The organism is Streptomyces sp. NPDC000075 (assembly GCF_040301925.1).
Taxonomy (GTDB): Bacteria; Actinomycetota; Actinomycetes; order Streptomycetales; family Streptomycetaceae; genus Streptomyces; species Streptomyces polychromogenes.
This window is the reverse complement of record NZ_JBEPFL010000051.1, coordinates 26,416-46,917: the sequence shown is the minus strand read 5'-3', so window position 1 is coordinate 46,917 and position 20,502 is coordinate 26,416. Positions and strand designations below refer to the sequence as shown.

The 20,502-nt window shown below is 70.2% G+C and carries 24 protein-coding genes and 1 pseudogene; 12 read left to right on the top strand and 13 right to left on the bottom strand.

The genetic code is table 11. The features are described from left to right. Nucleotides 1-393: 393 nt before the first annotated feature. Nucleotides 394-798, top strand: coding sequence for a hypothetical protein (locus ABT403_RS36435; protein WP_344160912.1), 405 nt, complete (start codon nucleotides 394-396; stop codon nucleotides 796-798). A gap of 163 nt (nucleotides 799-961) precedes the next feature. On the opposite strand, the gene ABT403_RS36430 is transcribed toward ABT403_RS36435, so the two are convergent. The 4 genes from ABT403_RS36430 to ABT403_RS36415 form a co-directional block, all read right to left on the bottom strand. Next, nucleotides 962-1,770 (bottom strand): IS5 family transposase gene (locus tag ABT403_RS36430; protein ID WP_425580220.1). Its coding sequence is split into 2 segments (ribosomal slippage): nucleotides 962-1,431 and nucleotides 1,431-1,770, totalling 810 coding nucleotides; the frame shifts between segments, so codons are not numbered across the junction. 555 nt (nucleotides 1,771-2,325) lie between these two features. Continuing rightward, nucleotides 2,326-2,484 carry a hypothetical protein gene (locus tag ABT403_RS36425; protein WP_344160919.1) on the bottom strand — a complete coding sequence of 53 codons (159 nt, stop codon included), beginning with the start codon at nucleotides 2,482-2,484 and terminating at the stop codon, nucleotides 2,326-2,328. 141 nt (nucleotides 2,485-2,625) lie between these two features. Beyond that, the gene (locus tag ABT403_RS36420) at nucleotides 2,626-3,150 is read right to left on the bottom strand and encodes a hypothetical protein (protein ID WP_344160922.1); all 525 of its coding nucleotides are present in this window, start codon (nucleotides 3,148-3,150) and stop codon (nucleotides 2,626-2,628) included. 114 nt (nucleotides 3,151-3,264) lie between these two features. Beyond that, on the bottom strand, nucleotides 3,265-3,924 hold the full coding sequence (locus ABT403_RS36415; protein WP_344161604.1) for a hypothetical protein: 660 nt from the start codon (nucleotides 3,922-3,924) through the stop codon (nucleotides 3,265-3,267). On the opposite strand from ABT403_RS36415, the pseudogene ABT403_RS36410 reads away from it, so the two are divergent. Both ABT403_RS36410 and ABT403_RS36405 read left to right on the top strand, forming a co-directional pair. Further along, nucleotides 3,896-4,401 (top strand): annotated as a pseudogene (locus tag ABT403_RS36410) (transposase); the annotation flags it as partial. The gene ABT403_RS36415 and the pseudogene ABT403_RS36410 overlap by 29 nt on opposite strands. Nucleotides 4,402-4,660: 259 nt before the next feature. Continuing rightward, a complete protein-coding gene (locus ABT403_RS36405) occupies nucleotides 4,661-5,068 on the top strand; it encodes a cupin domain-containing protein (protein WP_344160925.1) in 408 nt (135 codons plus the stop codon). Nucleotides 5,069-5,152: 84 nt separating this feature from the next. Here the strand turns inward: ABT403_RS36405 and ABT403_RS36400 are convergent, their stop codons facing one another. Next, nucleotides 5,153-5,323, bottom strand: coding sequence for a hypothetical protein (locus tag ABT403_RS36400; RefSeq protein WP_344160928.1), 171 nt, complete (start codon nucleotides 5,321-5,323; stop codon nucleotides 5,153-5,155). A gap of 268 nt (nucleotides 5,324-5,591) precedes the next feature. On the opposite strand from ABT403_RS36400, the gene ABT403_RS36395 reads away from it, so the two are divergent. Continuing rightward, entirely contained in the window at nucleotides 5,592-6,380 is a 789-nt protein-coding gene (locus ABT403_RS36395; RefSeq protein ID WP_344160931.1) for a hypothetical protein, read from the top strand. A 98-nt stretch (nucleotides 6,381-6,478) separates the two neighbouring features. On the opposite strand, the gene ABT403_RS36390 is transcribed toward ABT403_RS36395, so the two are convergent. Next, the gene (locus tag ABT403_RS36390; RefSeq protein WP_344160934.1) at nucleotides 6,479-6,838 is read right to left on the bottom strand and encodes a hypothetical protein; all 360 of its coding nucleotides are present in this window, start codon (nucleotides 6,836-6,838) and stop codon (nucleotides 6,479-6,481) included. A gap of 202 nt (nucleotides 6,839-7,040) precedes the next feature. Continuing rightward, nucleotides 7,041-7,787, bottom strand: a complete 747-nt coding sequence (locus tag ABT403_RS36385; RefSeq protein WP_344160937.1) for a TetR/AcrR family transcriptional regulator — start codon at nucleotides 7,785-7,787, stop codon at nucleotides 7,041-7,043. A 114-nt stretch (nucleotides 7,788-7,901) separates the two neighbouring features. Between ABT403_RS36385 and ABT403_RS36380 the strand changes: the two genes are divergently transcribed. Further along, complete coding sequence (locus tag ABT403_RS36380) at nucleotides 7,902-8,603, top strand: NAD(P)-dependent oxidoreductase (protein WP_344160940.1); 702 nt, start codon at nucleotides 7,902-7,904, stop codon at nucleotides 8,601-8,603. Nucleotides 8,604-8,882: 279 nt separating this feature from the next. Here the strand turns inward: ABT403_RS36380 and ABT403_RS36375 are convergent, their stop codons facing one another. Beyond that, complete coding sequence (locus ABT403_RS36375) at nucleotides 8,883-9,407, bottom strand: peptidylprolyl isomerase (protein ID WP_344160943.1); 525 nt, start codon at nucleotides 9,405-9,407, stop codon at nucleotides 8,883-8,885. Between ABT403_RS36375 and ABT403_RS36370 the strand changes: the two genes are divergently transcribed. The 6 genes from ABT403_RS36370 (at nucleotide 9,406) to rfbB (ending at nucleotide 14,389) form a co-directional block, all read left to right on the top strand. Then, nucleotides 9,406-9,648: a hypothetical protein gene (locus ABT403_RS36370; RefSeq protein WP_344160946.1), complete on the top strand. Its 243-nt coding sequence runs from the start codon at nucleotides 9,406-9,408 to the stop codon at nucleotides 9,646-9,648. The genes ABT403_RS36375 and ABT403_RS36370 overlap by 2 nt on opposite strands. A gap of 280 nt (nucleotides 9,649-9,928) precedes the next feature. After that, complete coding sequence (locus ABT403_RS36365) at nucleotides 9,929-10,342, top strand: PLL family lectin (RefSeq protein ID WP_344160949.1); 414 nt, start codon at nucleotides 9,929-9,931, stop codon at nucleotides 10,340-10,342. A gap of 91 nt (nucleotides 10,343-10,433) precedes the next feature. Beyond that, complete coding sequence (locus tag ABT403_RS36360) at nucleotides 10,434-10,973, top strand: ArsR/SmtB family transcription factor (protein ID WP_344160952.1); 540 nt, start codon at nucleotides 10,434-10,436, stop codon at nucleotides 10,971-10,973. Nucleotides 10,974-10,990: 17 nt separating this feature from the next. Further along, complete coding sequence (locus tag ABT403_RS36355) at nucleotides 10,991-12,241, top strand: MFS transporter (protein ID WP_344161578.1); 1,251 nt, start codon at nucleotides 10,991-10,993, stop codon at nucleotides 12,239-12,241. Nucleotides 12,242-12,347: 106 nt separating this feature from the next. After that, nucleotides 12,348-13,415 carry a glucose-1-phosphate thymidylyltransferase gene (locus ABT403_RS36350; RefSeq protein ID WP_344160955.1) on the top strand — a complete coding sequence of 356 codons (1,068 nt, stop codon included), beginning with the start codon at nucleotides 12,348-12,350 and terminating at the stop codon, nucleotides 13,413-13,415. Continuing rightward, on the top strand, nucleotides 13,412-14,389 hold the full coding sequence (gene rfbB, locus ABT403_RS36345; RefSeq protein ID WP_344160958.1) for a dTDP-glucose 4,6-dehydratase: 978 nt from the start codon (nucleotides 13,412-13,414) through the stop codon (nucleotides 14,387-14,389). The genes ABT403_RS36350 and rfbB overlap by 4 nt, the downstream gene beginning before the upstream one ends. A gap of 46 nt (nucleotides 14,390-14,435) precedes the next feature. On the opposite strand, the gene ABT403_RS36340 is transcribed toward rfbB, so the two are convergent. The 5 genes from ABT403_RS36340 to ABT403_RS36320 form a co-directional block, all read right to left on the bottom strand. Then, nucleotides 14,436-15,827, bottom strand: a complete 1,392-nt coding sequence (locus tag ABT403_RS36340) for an NDP-hexose 2,3-dehydratase family protein (RefSeq protein WP_344160961.1) — start codon at nucleotides 15,825-15,827, stop codon at nucleotides 14,436-14,438. 129 nt (nucleotides 15,828-15,956) lie between these two features. Further along, nucleotides 15,957-16,595 (bottom strand): response regulator, encoded by a 639-nt coding sequence (locus ABT403_RS36335; protein ID WP_344160964.1) that lies wholly within the window; start codon nucleotides 16,593-16,595, stop codon nucleotides 15,957-15,959. A 40-nt stretch (nucleotides 16,596-16,635) separates the two neighbouring features. Then, entirely contained in the window at nucleotides 16,636-17,880 is a 1,245-nt protein-coding gene (locus ABT403_RS36330) for a sensor histidine kinase (RefSeq protein WP_344160967.1), read from the bottom strand. Continuing rightward, nucleotides 17,838-18,677 (bottom strand): ABC transporter permease, encoded by an 840-nt coding sequence (locus tag ABT403_RS36325; protein ID WP_344160970.1) that lies wholly within the window; start codon nucleotides 18,675-18,677, stop codon nucleotides 17,838-17,840. Before ABT403_RS36325 ends, ABT403_RS36330 begins: the two co-directional genes overlap by 43 nt. Next, a complete protein-coding gene (locus tag ABT403_RS36320) occupies nucleotides 18,674-19,489 on the bottom strand; it encodes an ABC transporter ATP-binding protein (RefSeq protein WP_344160973.1) in 816 nt (271 codons plus the stop codon). Before ABT403_RS36320 ends, ABT403_RS36325 begins: the two co-directional genes overlap by 4 nt. 239 nt (nucleotides 19,490-19,728) lie before the next feature. Between ABT403_RS36320 and ABT403_RS36315 the strand changes: the two genes are divergently transcribed. Continuing rightward, nucleotides 19,729-20,490 (top strand): NAD-dependent epimerase/dehydratase family protein, encoded by a 762-nt coding sequence (locus tag ABT403_RS36315; RefSeq protein ID WP_344160976.1) that lies wholly within the window; start codon nucleotides 19,729-19,731, stop codon nucleotides 20,488-20,490. Nucleotides 20,491-20,502: the final 12 nt, after the last annotated feature.

Genomic DNA, 20,502 nt, shown 5'->3' with positions numbered 1-20,502 from the left:
CCTGGAATCCCGCTCCGCGGGATTCCAGGCGCTGCGCGCCTGGAAAGGGACCCGCCTCGCTGCGCTCGGCGGAGGGCGGCTTCGCCGCCCAGAGCCGGCCTTCGGCCGGGGTACCCTCCGCTTCGCTCCGGGTACCTGGGCGCTGCGCGGGGCTCGGCTTCGCCGAGCCAGGGCCGGCCCTTCGGGCCGGTGTCCTGCGCTTCGCTCCGGACTGGTTCGGAGTTTCGCTTCGCTCCCCCGAATGTCCTGCTTCACAGGCTTAATAGATCGTTTCAGAATGGTGTTCACGGTCGCGCGTCGTGGCCACAGTCCTTGCCCCCTTCACCCGCGAGGGTGGAAACAATTCGGCCGGACGGCCATGCGGCCGGGAACCCGGAGGGCGGAGCCGTGATCATGGCGGCAATGGCCCGATCAGGGCTCTCGACGAAGGGAAACCTCATGCGTAAGCGTGCCGCTGTGGCCACTCTTGTGAGTGCCGCCGCTCTGGCCCTCTGTGTCTCCGCCCCCGTGCACGCCGCCCCAACGGCAGACGCCCAAGGCAGCCTCACGTACTACTACAAGGAGGACGGACTCACGTACAACGGCGCTCTGGAAGATCCGGAACTCGGTGTGTGCCACAACATCTTTGCCGTGGACTACACCAGGCAGGCATACGCCCCGCACAACCTCACCAACGCCATCGCCGAGGTGTTCCCGAACAGGGACTGCACGGGCGTGCCCACCCTGCTTCTCCCGGACAGCCCCCAAATGCCGGACATCATCAAGTTCCGGTCCGCCAAGTTCCGGCTCCCGCTGTGACATAGCACCCCGCGAACAACCCGCGACGCCGACACGGTCTCCGGGGTGTCCATAAGCACGTGGTCGGCCATCCAGGACACAACGAGTTCGCACGGGCGCTCGGCTGGGCTTCCAGCCGAGCGCGTCGCCTGGCGCGCTCCGCAGCACAGCATGGGCGATCGTTTCAGGTTGCCGCACGGAGTCGCCGGAGGCAGATGATGCCGCAGGCGAGTTCAAGCAGGCCCTGATGAAGGTCAGCGCGCCGTTCATACCGGGTGCGTAGCCGTTTGAACTGGTGCAGCCAGGCAAATGCGCGCTCTACCACCCAGCGCACCTTCCCCAGCCCGGAACCGTGGGCAACGCCGCGCCGGGCGATCAGCGGTTTGATGCCGCGCTTCCACAGCAGGCGGCGGTACTTGTCGAAGTCGTAGCCGCGGTCGGCGTACAGACGCCGGGGCTTGCGGCGGGGGCGTCCGCGCAGCCCCCGTAGCGGCGGAACGGCGTTCAGCAGCGGGAGCAGTTGGGTGACGTCGTGGCGATTGCCACCGGTGAGCGTGACGGCGAGCGGGGTTCCGTGACGGTCGACGATCAGGTGGTGCTTGGAGCCGGGGCGGGCACGGTCGACGGGCGAGGGGCCGACGTGATCCCCCCTTTGAGGGCTCGGACGTGCGAGCCGTCCACAGCGCAGTCGTCCAGGTCCAACAGGTCGGCTCGACGCAGTTCGGTCAGCAGGGCGGTGTGAAGGCGGGGCCAGACGCCTGCCTCGGTCCAGTCCCGCAGCCGGCGCCATGCCGTAACCCCGGAGCAGCCCAGGGTCTCGGCGGGCACGTCGCGCCAGGCCACACCGGTCCTCAGCACGTACATGATGCCGGCGAGGGCCGCCCTGTCAGGGACGCGCAGTCGCCCGGGGTGGCGGGGGCGCCGTTCGGGAGGGGGCGGCAGCAGCGGCGCCACCCGCTCCCACAGGTCATCTGGAACAAGATCAGCACGCATCCGGACACCCTGTCGGCCGAGATCGCCGAGCGCAATACCACAGATCAACTCATTCTGAAACGATCAGTAAGTGACCCTGTTTCACGGGGCTCGGGCCTGCGGCCCGTTGGGCGGGTCCGCTCCGCTCCCCCGCCCGGGTCCTTCCGGCCCGCCTCCAGGATCAGCCCGCTCCGCGGGCAGCCGGCAGCCGTGTCAGTGGGCCCGGCTAGGGTGCCGCTGGCGGGGTTCGGCACCGAGGCATCCAGCACCGAAAACCAAACGGCAGTAACCTCCCGGAACTGCACGGGGGCGGCCACGGCCTAACCGGCGGCCGGGGAAAAAGGGCCAGCTACAGGCCTACCAGGACCAACCCCGCCACCCCACACCGGGCTTCCTCCAAGGCCCCGTACCCGCTGCACCCGCACGCGCAGGGTTGGGGTTCCACATCCGGTGCCAGGTCAGCGGGCCCAGTCTCCGCACCAGTTCCTCGTCGTCAGGTGACCCCGAACCGGTCCCAGCTGGCGATCGACCGTCGAGGTGTGAGCCCGAGGTCGAAGACTGCTCCGAACGTCACGATCATGCAGAAGGAGATCCCCCTGTCCGGTCGACCGGATCGGTGATGCGGCTCTCCAGATCACCTTTCAGCCAGGTGAGCATCTCCAGCCTCGACGCCCCTCCGGTCGCCTTCTGGCGCAACGCCTGCTCGATCTCCCGCTGCCCAGCTCCCTTGCCCATGCCCACCCCTTCCACAGACGATCCCGCTCACGACAAGTCTCGTCCGGCACAGGCCTCTTCGGCCCCGTTGGGGTGCCGTCCCGGCCTTCCGGCTCCGCCTCCAGACCTTTGGCCCGCTTCGCGGCCCTGGCTGGCAGCAGATCAAGAGCGGTGCTGGCCGTTGCCCCATTCACTCGGATGCATGCAGTCCCACACATCCCCGGTCCACTCCCTGGCAAGGAAGACCGGACGAGTCAGAAGGACGTCACCCGCCCTCTGCACCCGAACAAACACCCCTAGCTCCGCTGACACCACACCCCCGTCAGAGGAGTACCTGTGCTCGAAGCCGTGTTCCTCGTTGTAGTCCCACAGCCACTGCTCAACCAGGGAAGGAACCCGACCCACAAACGGCATCCCAGCTACCTTCACCTGCGGACCCCTCAACGCATCCACAACCACCGCCGCAAGCCTGCCCGTATCCGTCCCGTAGAGCGTCACACCAAGCTCCGGGAACGATTGCTCGGTATCCACGATCCAGTCACCAGGCCTGGCCGGCTCCGCGGGACGGCCACTCAGCAAAGCCGCTGCTTCGATCAGCGGCATCCCGAACTCCAGCCGCCCAACACCGACCAACGGCTCATACACCCACTCGCCACGATCCTCATCCCGCTTGACTTCCCAAGCCACCGTTCTCCCCCAACAGCCAGGCCGGCCTTGTTGCAGTGATCGATCCCAGCCCACCACACCGTCACAGACCGCCGACAGTTGGGGGAAGAAGAAAGCCCAGGGCGTCCCGGTGATTCAATCTAGAGGCCGGATGAACTCGGGAATCTGAACGGGGCACCCACACCTGGCGTCGACACCTGCATCCCAAACGACGTGAACGCTATCGGTAGTGGGCCCACCGTAGGACATGCCCAGGGCCACGATGAGCTGCTTGATGTCGAGTTCGTCAGTACGGGTGAGCAGCCGTGTGGAGCGCAGGATCCGCGGGAGGTAGCCGACTGGTGCGAGGGTCTCGGATGGGGGCTGCGCCGGCTGGGTCGATGGCGACTCTGGTAAGCCGGGTGACAAGTACGTGCGGGTTGTCGGTGTGCAGGGCGCGGCGATGGGTGAGGCAGGCTCCAGGGCTCGCCATGTGGCGTCATCGAGAGCGAGATTGATGCTGCGCCCGGGAAAGCGGATTGTTCGGGAGGCAGTGGCGATGTCCATGAGGGTGAGATGGCGGAATTCGGTGGGGGTGGCAGCGTGCAGAAGAGCCGCCAGGCCGATCAACGCCTCGTGCGGCAGGACACCTTCGCCGGCGCTCCAGCGGCGGTAGAGGACACGCTGCTCGTCGAGGGTGAGGGTCGAGCCGCTCAGCAACCAGCTAATCAACATGAGCAAGATCGCCTGGAAGAAACACCGCCACCCACCCCGACAACGCCGAATTGACTGGAGCGTGGTCAGCGTCGATTCCACGACCTGCCGCTCACATCAGCACGCAGCCGACGCCTCCACTCATGTCCCGAGAGCCCGGGTCGGCGCAGGAGCCCGACGCGTTCACCGTCCCGATGAGGCCCTGGGACGCTCGCGAGGCGGGCTCACAAGCAAGATCCACCCCCAAAGAAGGTGGGCGCTGCCCGCCAGTGGGGGGACGCGCCGCAGATGATTCCCGTTCTGGAAGAGATTCGTGTGCCCCGGCAGGCTGGTGGACGACCACGTACCTGGCCCAACCATGTCGGGGGCGATGAGGCTTACTCGTCACGCCGCAATCGGCGTCACCTGCGCAGACGTCAGATCAAGGACACGATCCCCGAACCGAGAGACCAGCGGGCCGACCGCCGGCGCCGCGGCAGCCAAGGAGGCCGACCCGCTGGGTTCGACAAGGCGATCTACCGCCGCCGCAACGAAGTCGAGCGGACCATCAACCGACTCAAGAACTTGGCTCCGAAGTGAAGTGGGCCGCTCAGAGATCCTCGATGGGGAGATTTGAGGCTCTGCCGGAGTTCCGTGAACCGGTGATCACTAGGGCTTTGGTGTGGGTCAAGGTCTCCGGCAGGTGCTACGGCGGGGCCGGCCAGTAGGGGGCGCTGGGGTTGGAGTAATGCCGTCCGTGACCGGGCATGCGCTTGGGCGTCGATTGGGGTATTCAGGTTTACAGGGACCAAGAGGATACGCGGGTGACTCGCTACCCACCGGTGATAGGAGGCCGGGAATGCCTGGAAAAGAGGGACCGAAGGTGATGCTGCGCGGGCCTGCCGAAGGAGACAGCATCATCCTGCCAATGGGTGGACGACAGGCGCACATCACGCGCAAAGCATCCCGAACCGAGACTGGTGGGCATTGGGCGATCGGGGAGGCATGGCAGGACCCTGGGTTCGACAACCCCCCGCACACCCACGATGAAGCAGAAGCCTTCTATGTCCTTGAAGGCACGTATACCTTCTATACCGACTCCGCTCCGGCAGAAGGAGTCGGACCAGGCACCTTCGTCTTCATTCCGCCTGGCGCCGTACACGGGTTCCGAGCCGGTCCAGAAGGCGGACGGCTGCTTTGCATCTGGCCTTCGAGCGTCGAAACTGCGTTCTTCGGTGGGCTTACAGAAAAAGCAACCGACCAGTAGTCGTCGGGACGGCACCCTGCCCCCCACTCAGCGCGGCAGAGGTCTGCCGAGCGACATCGTTCACGGAATCGGTCAGAACCGTTTTCAAGTATCCCTATCCGCACCCGCGCCCATCTCGGCACAGCGAGGATCGACGATCTCGTCGAACTCGACGCGCCAGGTCAGGTCCAAGCCGAAGCTGCTGAGGCGAACCAGCAGCTCGGCCAGGGTCACGTAGTGCTTTCCGCGCCAGGCACGGAACGTGATCCCCTTCATCCCTGCCTCCGCTGCGCTCCCCCGTCTACCGGGGTCCTTCCGGCTTTGCCTCCCAGGACCGGGGCCCGGCCTGGAGGCAATCGTGTAGGAAGCGCCAGAGTGGCTGATCTCCACCGTGGACCGGGGCAGGAACCACAGGGGGTGTGCGGGCGTCTCTGCCGCCGCGAGTGGAGAGCAACATCCGGCACCAACGATCTGGGGGGCAACCGTGATGGCCCGAAAGAGCCGAGGAACCTGGAAGATCCGGAGATCCTGGAGAGGGGTGACCATGGCTCTCGTCATCCTGATCTGCCTGACCGCCGCCGGGGCGTCACCCGCCGCCGCTGACCCGGGCGGACCGTTCGCGCCCAACGTGGACCAGCACTGTGCCATGCAGAACAGTGGCAGCGGTCCCATGACGACCGTGATACCCGTCGACCGGATCACCCTCAACCTCGAGACCGTCGGCTACCCCCCGAGCGACTCCACCATCACCGCCTCCTTCACCATCAGCGGCAGCACCAGGACCGGCACCGCCAACGGCACGTTCGACGCCGCCAGGAAGAACGCCACGTTCAATTTCTCGGTGGCCAAACCGCCGCCGGGCGCGACGCTGACCGTCACCTACCAGGTGTGGGTGCACGGCGTCTACTACAGCAACTTCGTGAGAGTTCCGCTGGCGCCCTGCTCCTGGGACAACCCCGCCTACGTGGATGCCTCGACGTGGAGCGACTACGTGACCGTGACCGGTGTCTCCCAGCGCTGCGAGACCGTCGACGTCGGCGTCGGCGGCAGGCACGTCTACATCCCCGAGGACATCGTGACGGTGAACGTCGCGCACGGTCCGTCCTACGGGCCCTCTCCGTACGCCGGCCGCTCCGTCTGGGCCGACTACTGGATCGTCGGTCAGAAGGCCTACACCTCGGGAGCGTCCGGCGTCTTCGACGCCGACGGCAAGGCCACGCTGTCGTTCGTGATCCTCGCTCCGACCACCGGCGCCGAACTCGACGTGCTGGCAAGCGGCCAAGCGGGCTCGCGAACCTTCCCCGGCCACTCCTGGGCCCCTCTCGCCTGCTGAACCGGCACCGGCACACCTGACGACCTGGCCCCCGCCCCGAGGTGCTTCCCGCCCTCGGGCGTGGTCAGGCGCGCCTGCACACGTTGACGTCCTCGGCCTCATCGCCGTACGCGAGCAGGCGGGCTGAGCAGCCACAGGAGCACCGTCGGGATCAGGACCGCCACCGTCAAGGCAGCCAGGAGCGGTGCGCGGTCTCCCGGAGCCAGGTGGTGCACCAGCCTGATGTGGATCGCCAGATGGGGTACGGCGAAGACCAGGTACACCACGAGGCCGGTGCGGATCGCCGTCCGTTCCATCGTGAGGGCTCCGGCGCCGAGGGCTACGGCGGTGGCCAGGCTCATCGCGCCGTAGTCCGTCACCAGGTGGACGTTGTACGCCATTCCCATGCCGACCCAGGGAACGGCGAAGAACGAGTGCGGGAACAACAGCGCCCAGCATCCGACACCGAGCTGAGCCACAGCCAGAAAGGCCTGCCCGGCGCGGAGCCATCCACGGGTCCGCGTGCCGCCCCTGACCACCAGATCCGCCAGATCCGTCCCGGATTCCTTCACGAGTGCCCACCTCCACGAGGGGCGCGGTCCGGGGTACCGGGCCGCGCGTCCGTCAGTACACCCACTCAGACCGAACAACCTCGCAAAATGTGACACCGCACGCCACAGGTCAGGAGTCCGGTTCGTCCGGGACGCCCAGCATGCGGATGAGGTCGGCGAGTTCCTCGCGGTAGAGCTTGGCGGGGCTGGGGGTCAGGGTGCGCAGGTGCCCGTAGACCTCCAGGGTCACCAGGCCGTGCAGCCGCCCCCAGATCCGCATCGCGAGCGCCACCGCGGCGGGCGGCAGGTCGGGGAAGGCCGGGCGCAGTTTGTCGAGGAGCGCTGGGTCGAAGTCCGACCACTGGAACTCGCTGTGGGCGTAGTGGGGGCCGGCGTAGGGCCAGGCGGCGGCGGCCAGTGCGGTGAGCCCGGCGCAGACCCGGCGTCCGGCGTCGGGGGCCGCGCCGACGGGGGGAGCCTGGTAGCCGGGCACGGGGTCGCCGTACACCAGGCGGAAGCCTTCGGGGTTGGCGAGGGCCCAGTCGCGCAGGGCGTGTGCCCAGGCCTTGATGCGGTCCGCCGGACGCGTGGCGGGGGCCGTCTCCCAGGCGGCGTCGACCGCGTCGGCGAGTGAGGTGTACACGTCGTTGATGAGGGTGGTCACCAGGTCGTCGCGGGTGGCGAAGTAGCCGTAGATGGCGTTGGCGGTCATGCCCATCTCGCGGGCGATGGCGCGCAGGGTGATGGCGTCGGGTCCGCCCGAGGCCATCAACGCGAGCGCGACGCTCTTGATCTCGGCGCTCGTCTGGGCCCGCAGCCGCTCGCGCCGCCCCATGGTGCCGCCGCCCGTACTCGTCTTCGTCCCTGACTGTGCCACGGCCCTACCTTACAGCGTCAACTTTCCTGATTGCCGCGCGAAAACTTCACGGCGTATAGTTTTCGCACGGCGTTTAGCTGCGCCCGTGTCGAGTGTCGCGAACAGGGGAGAGCCATGCACATCGGAGTCATCGGGGCCACAGGCGGCATAGGCAGCCGGGTCGTCACCGAAGCCCTCGGCCGGGGACACCACGTCACGGCCTTCAGCCGTGACGTCACCGGGATCAGGGACGAGCGCGCGAACATCACCTGGAAGGACATCGACGTACTCGACCCCGGCCGCGTCGCCGCCGCCCTTCCAGGGCTGGACGTGCTGATCAGCGGATTCCAGCCGGGCAACGCCTCGAAGGACTTCGCGGACACCGTGGAGCGCTCGATCGCCGATCCCGGTATCCACGCCGTTGCCGCGCGCTCGCTGCTGAAGGCGCTGGAGAGCCACCCCCGGACCCGGCTGATCGTCATCGGGGGCGCCGGCAGCCTGGAGGTCGAACCCGGCCTGGTCATGGCTGATTCGCAGGAGCACATCAACGCCACCCTGGACCCGCTCGGGCTGCCGAGGGAGTACGCGGCGGCGATGCGCGGAGCAAGGGACGGCCTGAACGTCCTGCGGACCTCCAACAGGCTCTGGACCTACTTCAGTCCGGCGAAGGACATCGCCCCCGGGGAACGCACGGGCCGCTTCCGCGTCGGCGGCGACCAACCGGTCCTCGACGCCGACGGGCTCAGCCGCATCTCCATGGAGGACGCCGCCGTGGCCCTGGTCGACGAGGCCGAACTCCCGCGCTTCGTCCAGCGCCGCTTCACCATCGGCTACTGAGATCGGCTACTGAGATCGGTGTCCTGCACCCGGTGGGCCGGGGCGGCCCGTTGCGGGCCGAAGCCGCCCGGCTGGTCGCAGGCAGCCTGACTCCGGCGCCGAAGAGCATCCCTGAGCGGGCATGCGGTTCAGCTCGGCGTGGCACGCGGCCGCGGTCGCGTCCGGCAACGGGTGCATGGCCGGGCGTCCGGGCGCCGCCGTAGGGGGCGGGGCGGCGTGAGCGTCTCCGTCCTCCCGCTGATGGGGGGAGACCGGTTACGGGGTTGCCCGGCCGATGCGTCAATGTTGCCAGGACGGCCGGACGCGGAGCAGCTCGGTCCGGAGGACCGGTGTGCCGTCGACCGGCGCCGGGTTCTCCGTGGTCGGTGTGATCCCTCCGGCGGCGACCTTGTCGAGTGTCGTCAGGCCCTCGGGGCCGACCGTGCCGAACACGGTGTAGTTCGGTCGCAGCGCGGAGTCGCCGTAGACGACGAAGAACTGTGAACCGTTGGTGGCCGGGCCTGCGTTGGCCATCGCCAGCAGGCCGCGCCCGTAGAGGCGGCGCGCGCCGGTCGGGTCGGTCGGGGCCGGCGGCAGGTCCACCGGGAGCTCGTCCTTGTACTTGTACCCGGGGCCGCCTTCACCGGTAGCGGTCGGGTCGCCGCACTGAAGGACCTTCAGTGTCGGGTACGCCGTCAGACGGTGGCACACCGTACGGTCGTAGAACCCGTGCCGTGCCAGGTGCAGGAAGCTCTGGACGGTGCACGGCGCCTTGGCCCGGTCCAGGTGCAGCGGGAGAGGGCCCTGGCTGGTCGGAACAGCCATGTCGACCGTGCCGCGATTCGGGGTGCGGCGCGGGTCGGGCGGCAGCGGAACCGAGCGTGCCGGCGGCTCGTCCGGGGTCTGGGTGTACTGGCAGGGGCCGTGCGTGGTGCGCGGCGGAGCAGCGTCGGAATCGGAAGCGCTGGCGACACTTCCCCCGGACACGACTAACGCCACCGCCGCGAATGCGCTGATCAGTGCTCGTTTCATCTCGCACGCCCTTCTGATGATCGCCACGTTCTGAAGCGGTCGCAGTCTAGGACGTGAGAAGGGGCGAGAGTAGACGGCCGGTAGGGCCCGGATGGGAGGTCCTCGTGCCTGGTGTTGCCGGATGGCGGGGAAGCGTGCAGGTGCGGCGGCAGAAGAACGCCGACCGTACTTTTGCGGGTGGAACTGCCTGGGCCGTACCCGTGCACCGTGATCGACTGTGCCTGCCGCAGGGGCGCTGCCCACGGCACCCCGGCCCGCCTCCCCCGGTGGGCCGGGAAGGGCCTGAACGGGCCGGGCGCACGAAGGAGAGAGTCATGCTGGTCCGGAAGTTGAAGGCAGCCGTGATCGCGGCCGCCGCGGTCGCGAGTGTCGCGGTGGTGGCCACCCCCGCCGAGGCGAGCAATTGCTCGCGCGGAGGCGGCGTCTACCTCTGCGAGTACGGCGTGACCAGCTACAAGCTCCCCAACGGCACGAAGCAGGAGTTCGTCGTCGGCACCGACCGTGCGGTGTGGACCCGCTGGACGGACTCCGACGGGGACTGGACGCGATGGATGTCCATGGGCGGAAGGGCGTCGAGCACGGCGCGCGCCTATGACTACGACGGCGGCGACGGCTGGACCTTCAGGGTCTTCTACTACGACGAGACGGGCGAGTACTGGGGCCGCAACCGCGACCACGACGGCAACTGGTCTCCGTGGATCCACTACGACCTCCCGCTCAACGGCTGAGGTCCCGTCTCCCACCGGGCTCGCACCCGGCCTGCCGCCCGTTCGCGAAAAGGGGGTTGCTCAATGGTCAAGGATCGTTGACCATTGAGTCATGCCTACCGATGATCTCCCCGAGACGTTTCACGTCACCACGGACGAGCAGTTGCGCGCCGTCTCCAACCTCACCCGGCACCGGATCATGGCCGTGCTCCGCTTCGAGCCCGCGACGATCACTCAGATCGCCGACCGGGTGGGCCTGGCGAAGGGGAGTTCCAGCTATCACGTGCGGCTGCTGGAGCGGGCCGGGCTGGTGAAGGTGGTGCGGACGCGGAAGGTGCGGGGGGTCAACGAGCGGTACTACGCGATGGCCGCGCGGTCGATCGTGCTGCCGGATCCGGGCGAGGGCGGGCCCGACGTGCTGATGCGGCACGCGGTGGCGGACCTGGAGGCCGCGCCGGCGGACGGCGAGCGGCACGTGCGGATGGCGCACCTGCGGCTCACCGACGAGCAGTTCGCGGAGCTGGGGGCGCGGCTGGAGGCCCTGGCGGACGAGTACCGGGCGCTGTCCGACCCGTCGCTGCCGGACGCCTCGCTCATCTTCGCGCTGTTCCACCCGGGATCGCGCCGGCAGGCCGAGGGGGAGGGCGAGTGAGCATGGACCAGGCGAAGATGCCCGCCGGGTTCGGGCGGTTGTGGACGGCGCAGACGGTGTCCTCGCTCGGGGACGGGGTGACGCACGCGGCGCTGCCGCTGCTCGCCCTGACCCTGACGCGGGATCCGCTGGCGCTGGCCGTGGTCACGGCCGCCGGGACGCTGCCATGGCTGCTGTTCGGGGTGGTCGGCGGTGCGCTGGTGGACCGCTGGGACCGGCGGCGCACGATGTGGGTCACGGACGCGGTGCGTGCGGTGCTGCTCGCGGTGCCCGCGGGCGCGGCCGTGCTCGACGTGCTGAGCGTTCCGCTGCTCGCGGCCGTCGCCTTCCTGCTGGGGCTGGGCGGGCTGTTCTTCGACACGGCCGCCACGGCCTACCTGCCGGATCTGCTCGGCCGCGATCCCGCGCTGCTGGAGCGCGCCAACTCCCGTCTGCGCGGGACCCAGACCGCAGCGTCCGGCTTCGCCGGGCCGCCCGCGGGCAGTGCGCTGCTCGCGCTGGGGCGGGCGGTGCCGTTGTTCGCCGACGCGGTCTCGTTCGCGCTGTCCGCGCTGCTCGTACGGTCGCTGCCGGCCGCGCCCCGGCCGGTGCCTCAGGCGCGGGAGTCGCTGCTGCGGCAGGCGCGGGCCGGTGCCTCGTACGTGTTCCGGGACCGGCTGCTGCTCGGGCTCGCGCTGCGTCCGGCGGTGGGGAACGTCGCCTTCCTGGCCGTGGAGACCGTCCTCGCGCTCTTCGCGCACGACCGGCTGGGAGTGGGCGGCCTTGGTTTCGGGCTGCTGCTGACGGCCGAGGCCACCGGTGGTCTGCTCGGGGCGGGGATCGCCTCCTTCCTCGGCCGGCGCCTGGGCACCGGTACGGCTCTGACCTGCACGGCCGCGGTCGAGGGGCTTGCCATCGCGGGTCTTGCCGCCGCCCCGGACGCTTATGTCGCGGGTCTCGCGCTGGCCGTCTGCGGCGCGGGCATGGGTGCCACGATGGTGCTCGGGCCCTCCCTGCGGCAGGCGATCGTCCCCGGGCATCTGATGGGGCGGGTCGCCTCCACCTCCCGGATGCTCGCCATGTGCGCGGCCCCGTTCGGAGCCTTCCTCGGCGGCTGGCTGGCCACCGCCTACGACGTGCGGACCCCGCTGTTCGCGGCCGCCGGGCTCCTGCTGGCGATGACGGCCGTCACCGCGACGATGACCACCGACCGCCGGATCGAGGCGGCGCTGAGTGCCGCAGCCCAGGAGGAGGTTCCCGCCCGGGAGGCCTCGGCCGCCGTGGCGTGAGGGGGCGTCCCAAACGTTCTTCAGGAGGACTCGAATCCCGGCGGAGAGCATCAGGGGCGTGGCCGGCGTCGGCCGCGGACCGATCCCTTTTGCTCTAGGAGTATCCGTGAAGGCACTCGTCCTGTCTGGGGGCGCCGGGACCCGGTTGCGTCCCATCACCCACACGTCGGCCAAGCAGCTGGTGCCCGTCGCGAACAAGCCCGTGCTGTTCTACGGGCTGGAGTCGATCGCGGCGGCCGGTATCACCGAGGTGGGTGTGGTGACCGGGGACACCGAGCAGGAGGTGCGGGCGGCGATCGGGGACGGGTCGGCGTTCGGGATCTCGGTGACGTACCTGCGCCAGGAGCAGCCGCTGGGGCTGGCGCACGCGGTGCTGACGGCCCGGGAGTGGCTGGGCGACGACGACTTCGTCATGTTCCTCGGGGACAACTTCCTCATCGACGGGATCACCTCGCTGGTCGGCGAGTTCGAGGCCACCCGGCCCGACGCGCACATCCTGCTGACCCGGGTCGCCGATCCGTCGGCGTTCGGGGTGGCCGAGGTCGACGGCGACGGGAAGGTCGTACGGCTGGAGGAGAAGCCCCAGCGGCCGAAGAGCGACCTGGCGCTGGTGGGGATCTACCTGTTCACCGCCGCCATCCACGAGGCGGTGGCCGCCATCAGGCCCTCGCGGCGCGGGGAGCTGGAGATCACCGATGCGATCCAGTGGCTGATCGAGCGGGACTTCGCCGTCGGGTCCACCCTCATCGACGGCTACTGGAAGGACACGGGCACCGTCGAGGACCTCCTGGAGGTCAACCGGATCGTGCTGGAGAGGCTGCACGCGCGGCACGAGGGCAGCGTGGACGAGGACAGCCTGATCGTGGGGCGGGTCTCCGTCGGCGCGAACGCGGAGATCCGCAACTCGACGATCATCGGCCCGGCCGTCATCGGCAGCGGCGCCCGCGTCCACGGGTCGACGATCGGCCCGTTCACCTCGGTGGCGGACGACTGCGAGATCATCGACAGCGGCATCGAGTACTCGATCGTGCTGAAGGACTCCCGGATCGAGGGGGTGCGCGGCGTCGAGGCCTCCCTCATCGGGCGCAACGCGCAGGTGATCGCGATGCCCCAGGCGCCGCAGGCGCACCGGCTGGTCCTCGGCGACCACAGCACGGCCCGGATCAGCGCGTGAAGGTCCTCGTCACCGGCGCGGCCGGCTTCATCGGGTCCCACTTCGTGCGCATGCTCCTCCAGGACGAGGAGGCGACGGGAGAGCGGCATCTGGTCACCGCCGTCGACAGCCTGTCGTACGCGGGGAACCTGGAGAACCTCGCCCCGGTCCGCGACAGCGAGGGCCTGCGCTTCGAGCGCGGGGACGTGACGGACGCGGCGCTGATGGACCGGCTGGCGGCGGGTCAGGACGCGGTGGTCCACTTCGCGGCGGAGTCGCACGTGGACCGGTCGATCGACGGGGCGCGGGACTTCGTGCTGACCAATGTCCTCGGGACGCAGACCGTGCTGGACGCGGCACTGCGCGGCGGGGTGGGGCGCGTGCTGCACGTGTCGACGGACGAGGTGTACGGGTCGATCGCTTCGGGTTCCTGGCCGGAGGAGCATCCGCTGGAGCCGAACTCGCCGTACGCGGCCTCCAAGGCGGCCAGTGACCTGGTGGCGCTGGCGTACCACCGGACGCACGGGCTCGACGTGCGGGTCACGCGCTGTTCGAACAACTACGGCCCGTACCAGTTCCCCGAGAAGGTCATCCCGCTGTTCGTGACGAACCTGCTGCGGGGGCTGGACGTCCCGCTGTACGGGGACGGGCTGAGCGTGCGCGACTGGCTGCACGTCGACGACCACTGCCGGGGGATCCTGCTGGCCCTGGAGCACGGCCGGGCCGGCGAGGTGTACAACATCGGCGGCGGTACGGAGCTGACGAACCGGGAGCTGACCGAACTGCTGCTGGAGGCGTGCGGGGCGGGGCCGGAGCGGATCCGGTACGTGGCCGACCGCAAGGGCCACGACCGGCGCTACTCGGTCGACTGCGGCAAGGCCCGGCGTGAGCTGGGGTACGAGCCGCGCCGCGACTTCGCGCGGGGCCTGGCGGAGACGGTGGCCTGGTACCGGGAGAACCGGTCCTGGTGGGAGCCGCTGCTGCCGCGCGGCTGAGGCGGTGGTGCGCCCGGCCGGCGGGTGACCGGGCCGGGCGCGCCGCTCAGGCGCTCTGCTGGAGGCAGGCCAGCAGGCTGCGGGCCTCCACGTTGAGGTAGCCGCTGTGGCGGACGAGGGTGTGCAGCTGCCGCAGGGGGATCCAGCGGAATCCGGGCGGGGTGGCGGCGTCGCGGACCTCGTCGTCGGCCTCGACGAGGAGGTAGCGGTTCTCGGCCTGGTAGAAGCGGCCGCCCTCCTCCGACAGGAGGGTGTCGTACAGGACCCGGCCGGGGGCCGCGTCGCGGACCAGGTCCAGGTAGCGGGGCTGGTGGCGGTCGGGCAGGCCGTGGAAGTTGGCGGGCACGCACTGGACGGTGGGTCCGAGTTCGACGGTGTCGGGGGTGCCGCCCTCGGCGCGGGCCTGGACGAGGACTTCGGTGCGGCCGCGGGCGCGGGAGACGAGGAAGGCGACCACGCCGCGGCCCCGGGGGGCGATGAGGGGCTGGCTCCAGGCCCCCACCTCGCGGTTGGTGGCGCGTACCGCCGTCCCGATGACCTGGAAGTAGCGGTCGTCCTCGTGGCCGATGGCCCGTTCGGTGCGCCGCCAGTGCTCGACCTCGGTGAGCGGGACGAGGCGGGAGACGAGGGAGGAGCGGCTCTTGGCGTCGTTGAGCCAGCTCTGCACGTCCGTGGTGTCCTGTGCGGCGGCGTCGTCGGGGCCGGCCTCGGTGGTGTCCCAGGGCAGGCAGGCCAGCACGGTGCGGGCGTCCATGTTGACCATGTTGTCCTCGCGCAGGAGCGCGTGGAGCTGTCCGACGGTCAGCCAGCGGTAGTCGTCGTGGAGGGGGACGTCCTCGTCGGTCTCCACGATGATGTTGCGGTTGCGCTTGCGGTAGAAGCTGCCGCCCTGTTCCGAGTGGAGGACGTCCGCGAGGACGCGGCCGCGGCCCGGTTCGGTGAAGTACTCCAGGTAGCGGGTGGCGGCGCCGCCGTGCAGGCGCAGGAAGTTGCTGCGGGTGGCCTGGACGGTCGGCGACAGCTGGAGCATGTTGATGTTGCCGGGTTCCATCTTGGCCTGGACGAGCAGGCACAGCACGCCGTCGATCCGCTTGGCGAGCATGCCGAGGACGCCGATCTCGGGCTGGTCGATGACCGGCTGGGACCACTGCGGTACGGGGCCGGCGGCGCCGGTGACCCGCATGCCGCGGATGCGGAAGAAGCCGCCGCTGCGGTGGACGAGGTCGCCGGTGTCCGGCGCGAAGCTCCAGCCGTCGAGTTCGGCGAACGGGACGGGGGTGGTGGTGAATTCGTTGGCGCGGGCCCGGTCCCGCAGCCACGTGTGCACCTGGGGCAGGCCGCCCGTGGTCGGGGTGGACAGGGTGCGGGCCGACTCCAGGCAGCGCTCTGCGGTGCGTGGGGGGCCGGGCGGTTCGTGCACCGCGGGAGAGAGAACCACTGTTGCTGCACCTCTCGACATCGTGTTGGGAGGCTCAGCCTGGGGGGTGCGGTTCGAAGTGCGACGGGGAACGGATCTCGTCCGGCGGCCGCCCCGCCGCCGGGCCCGGGCCCGGGCCCGGCCCGGGCCTCAGGTGCCGAAGACGTCGGTGAGCAGGCGGCGGCGCATGGCCACGGTGACGGCGGCGGTGCGGTCGTCGACGTCGAGTTTGGCGAAGACGCGCACGAGGTGGGTTTTGACGGTGGTCTCGCTGATGTGCAGCCGGCGTCCGATGGCGGCGTTGGTGAGGCCCTGGGCCACCAGTGCGAGGACGTCGAGTTCGCGTGCGGTGGGCTTCTCGGGCGCGGGGTTGCGCATGTGGTGGACGAGCTTCGCGGCGATCAGCGGCGGCAGAACCGTTTCCCCGTCGGCGGCGGAGCGGATGGCGGCGGCGAGGGCGGCGGGGGTGGCGTCCTTGAGGAGGTAGCCGGCGGCCCCGGCCTCGACCGCGCGCACGATGTTGGAGTCGGTGTCGTAGGTGGTCAGGATCAGCACCCGTACGCCGGGGCACTCGGCGGCGATCCGGGCGGTGGCGTCGACGCCGTCGAGGCCGGGCATGCGCAGGTCCATCAGGACGACGTCGGGGCGCAGTTCGGCGGCGAGGCGCACGGCGGCGGTTCCGCTGTCGGCCTCGCCGACGACCTCCAGGCCGCTCTCGCAGGCCAGCAGTCCGACGAGTCCGGCCCGTACCACGGGGTGGTCGTCGGCGATCAGCAGTCGGATGCTCACGGCCTGGTGTCCCTCACGTTCGTCCTCGCGCCGGGGTGTCTCAGCGCTCCCATGCCACCTCGACGGTGACGCGGGTTCCTTCTCCGGGGCGGCTGACCACGCTCACCGCTCCGTTGACCTGTTCGGCGCGGGAGCGCATCCCGCGCAGGCCGAAGCCTTGTACCTGCTCGGCGTCGAAGCCCCTGCCGTCGTCGGTGATCTCCAGCAGGGCCGTCTGGGGATGGTAGCTCAGCTGGACGCGCACCCTGCGGGCCCGGGCGTGCTTGCGGACGTTGGCGAGGGCTTCCTGCGCGCAGCGCAGCAGGACGACCTGGAGGGTGGCGTCCAGGGGGAGGGGGCGTCCGGTGATGTGGGCCTCGGCGCTGATGCCGAGTTCGTCGCCGAGGCGGGCGGTGAGGTTCTCGATGGCGGTGTCGAGGGGGGCGCTGCGCAGGTGGAGGGGGCCGGTGGCGGTGACGACGGCGCGGGCTTCGGCGAGGTTCTCGCTGACGGTCTTCTCGGCGAGGGCGAGGCGTTCGCGGACCCGGTCGGGGTCGTGGTGGGCGGCGGCGTCGGCGGCTCTGATGAGCATGAGGGTGCTGGTGAGGCCCTGGCCGATGGTGTCGTGGATCTCCTGGGCCAGGCGGTGGCGTTCGGCCGTGACGCCGGCTTCGTGGTAGGCGGAGTGGAGCAGCGCGCGGCTCTCCTCCAGCTGGCGGATCAGTTCGCCGCGGCGGCGGTTCTCGTCGAGGAGCTGGGTGACGAAGTAGCCCACCAGGAGGGCGAACAGCCAGGTGGTGGCGTTCTGCAGCGCGGTCTCGCCGACGGCCCGGGCGCTGAAGGCGTGGTGGTCGAGGTAGAGCGCGTCGGTCAGCAGGGTGATCGCGGCGCAGGCGCCGACGGCGAGGCCGATCGGGGCGAGCAGGGCGAAGGTGATGGGCAGGAGGAGGTAGAGGGCGACGGGGGTGCGGTCGTCGACGGCGGTGAGCAGGATCGTTCCGGCGTAGGCGCAGGCGAGGAACAGGTGGCCGGCGCGGGGCGGTTTGGCGCCGGCCAGGGCGGGGCCGCCGAGGGTGACGTAGGCGGCGGCGAGGCCGTAGAGGACGAGGTGGGCGTACCAGGGGGCGGCGGCGGCCCACAGGAGCACCTCCAGGACCAGGCCCATCATGGTGAAGGAGGCGTGCCAGCCCAGGAGGATGCGCAGCAGCCAGCCCTGGCCCTTGTCCTCGCTCTCGTCCTCGGGGGCGGTGGTGGCGGGGGGACTCAGCCGTCGTTGCGGGTTTTCCAGCGGAAGGTCTTCAGACATACGATCAATCCCACTACAGCGAAGGCGCCGAGCGCCAATGCGGTCTGTCCGTGGCCCCAGGAGTGGCCCGGTTCGTACGGCTGGAACGTGTCGGGCAGGAACACCGACCGCATTCCCTGGCAGATCCACTTCATCGGGAAGAACGAGGAGACCGTGCGCAGCGGGCCGGGCAGGTCGTTGAAGGGGACGAACACGCCGGAGATGAACTGCAGCACGATGACGGGCAGGAAGACCATGGCGCCGGCGCTCTGCGGGGACACGACGCTGCTGTAGGCGAGGCCCAGCAGGGTGCAGCTGACGATGCCCAGGAGGTACACCCAGGCGAAGGTGGCCCAGCGGGCCGGGTCGGTGGGCAGGTGCAGGCCGAAGAAGGCGGTGCCCAGGCCCAGGAGGACGGCGGCCTGTCCGAGGCTCGACACCAGCACCACGGCGATCTTGCCGGCGAAGTAGGCGGTCTTGGGCAGGGGGGTCAGGCGCAGGCGCTTGAGGGTGCCGTTGGCGCGTTCGCCGACGACCTGGAGGACCATGCTCTGGAAGCTGGTGGACATGACGCCGACGCCGAGCATGCCGGTGACGTAGATCTGCTGGGCGTCGACGCCGCTGTCGCCGATGCGCTGTTTGAAGATCGAGGCGAGCAGCGTGAGCATGAGCAGGGGCATCGCGAAGGTGAAGATCACCTGCCCCTTCTCGCGGAAGAACTGCTTCGTCTCCAGGACGCTGCGGGCGGCCGCGACCTTCCACAGGGACGCGGCGGGCCGCGTGACGGGGGCGCTTGCGGGGGCCGTGGGCGCGCTCACGCGTTTTCTCCGATCATGTGCAGGTAGATGTCTTCGAGGCTGGGCCGCACCACGGTGAGCCCGGGGACGCTGCCGCCGTAGCGGCCGGCGAGGTCGAGCACGGCGGCGGTGGGGTCGTCCGTCTCGAGGTGGTGGGCGCCCTCCTCGTCGCTCCAGCCGACGACGGCCTTGGCCAGGTGGCGGCCGCCGAGGCGGGCGGGGGTGTCGATGTCGACGATGCGCCCGCCGGCGAGGACCGCCACGCGGTCGGCGAGGTGTTCGGCCTCGTCGAGGTAGTGGGTGGTGAGGACGATGGTGGTGCCCTGTGCGCGCAGGTCCGCGATCAGCTCCCAGAACTGGCGGCGCACCTCGGGGTCGAAGCCGGTGGTGGGCTCGTCCAGGAACAGCAGCTCGGGGCGGCCGACGAGGCCGAGGGCCACGTCCAGCCGGCGGCGCTGACCACCGGAGAGGTGGCGGGCGCGCCGGCCGTGGTGCTCGTGCAGGCCCACCGCGTGCAGGAGGTCGTCGACGTCGCGGGCGTCCGCGTAGAGGGAGGCGAAGTGGGTGAGGATCTCCCGGACCGTCAGCTGGGCGTAGTCCTGGGAGTCCTGGAGGACGACGCCGACTCCGGTGCGCCAGGCGGCGCCGGCGGTGGCCGGGTCCGCGCCGAGCACGGTGACCTCACCGCCGTCGCGGTCGCGCAGGCCCTCCAGGATCTCGGTGAACGTGGTCTTCCCGGCGCCGTTGGGGCCGAGCAGGGCGAAGATCTCGCCCTTGTACACGTTCAGTTCGGCCACGTCCAGGACGCGGCGCTCGCCATAGTTCTTCCGCACGTCTCGTGCGTGGATCACTCGTTCGGTCAACACGTCAATCAACCTAGTCAGGGGGTGTGTGCGGCACAGCGTGCTGTCGGAGGAGCACCGGGGTCGTCCGATCGATGGACGGCCGGGCGGGGGCCGGGGCGGGCGCGCTCTGCGAACCGGTTTGGACGCGGCTTCGAACGCGGCGCACGAGGATGCGGCTCGGCGCATGCCCGCGCGGCGGCGCCTTCGCCACACTAAGGAGCGCATCGATGGAGATCATCGGCCGGGGTTTCGTCGCCCAGAACTTTCGCGCCATCGCGCACCGCCACCCGGACGCGGTGGTGTACGCCACCGGCGTCGCGTCCACCACCGCGACCTCGTCGGCCGACTTCGACCGGGACGCGGCCCAGCTGTACGAGACCATCCGCGCGTGCCGCGCCGAGGGGCGGCGGCTGGTGTTCCTGTCGACCGCCTCGGCCGCCATGTACGGCTCCTGCGAGGGTGCCGCCATGGAGGAGGACGGCCCGGTGTACCCGTCGCTTCCGTACGGCCGGCACAAGCTGGCGATGGAGGTGGCGGTGGCCCGCTCCGGCGTCGACCACCTGATCTGCCGGATGACGAACCTGGTGGGCCGCGCGCAGCGCCCGCACCAGCTGCTGCCGTCCCTGGTCTCCCAGGTCCGCGCGGGCCGGGTGCGGGTGCACAGCGGGGCCCACCGCGACCTGCTCGACGTCGCGCACGCCGGCGCGGCGGTGGACAGCCTGCTCCAGGCGGGCGTCAGGGACGAGGTCGTCAACCTCGCGTCGGGCTGCTCGGTGCCCGTGGAGCAGGTCGTCTCCTGCATCGAGGACCGGCTGGGGATGCGGGCGGAGCGGGAGGTGGTGGCACCGGCGGGCCGGGGTTCGGCCGCGCCGGTGTCGATCGCGAAGCTCAAGCGGCTGGTGCCGGGCGTCGAGGAGCAGTTCGGGCTGGGCCCGCGGTACTTCGAGAGCGTCATCGACCGCTACCTCGCCCTGCCCGCCGCCGTCTGAGCCGTCCGGGGC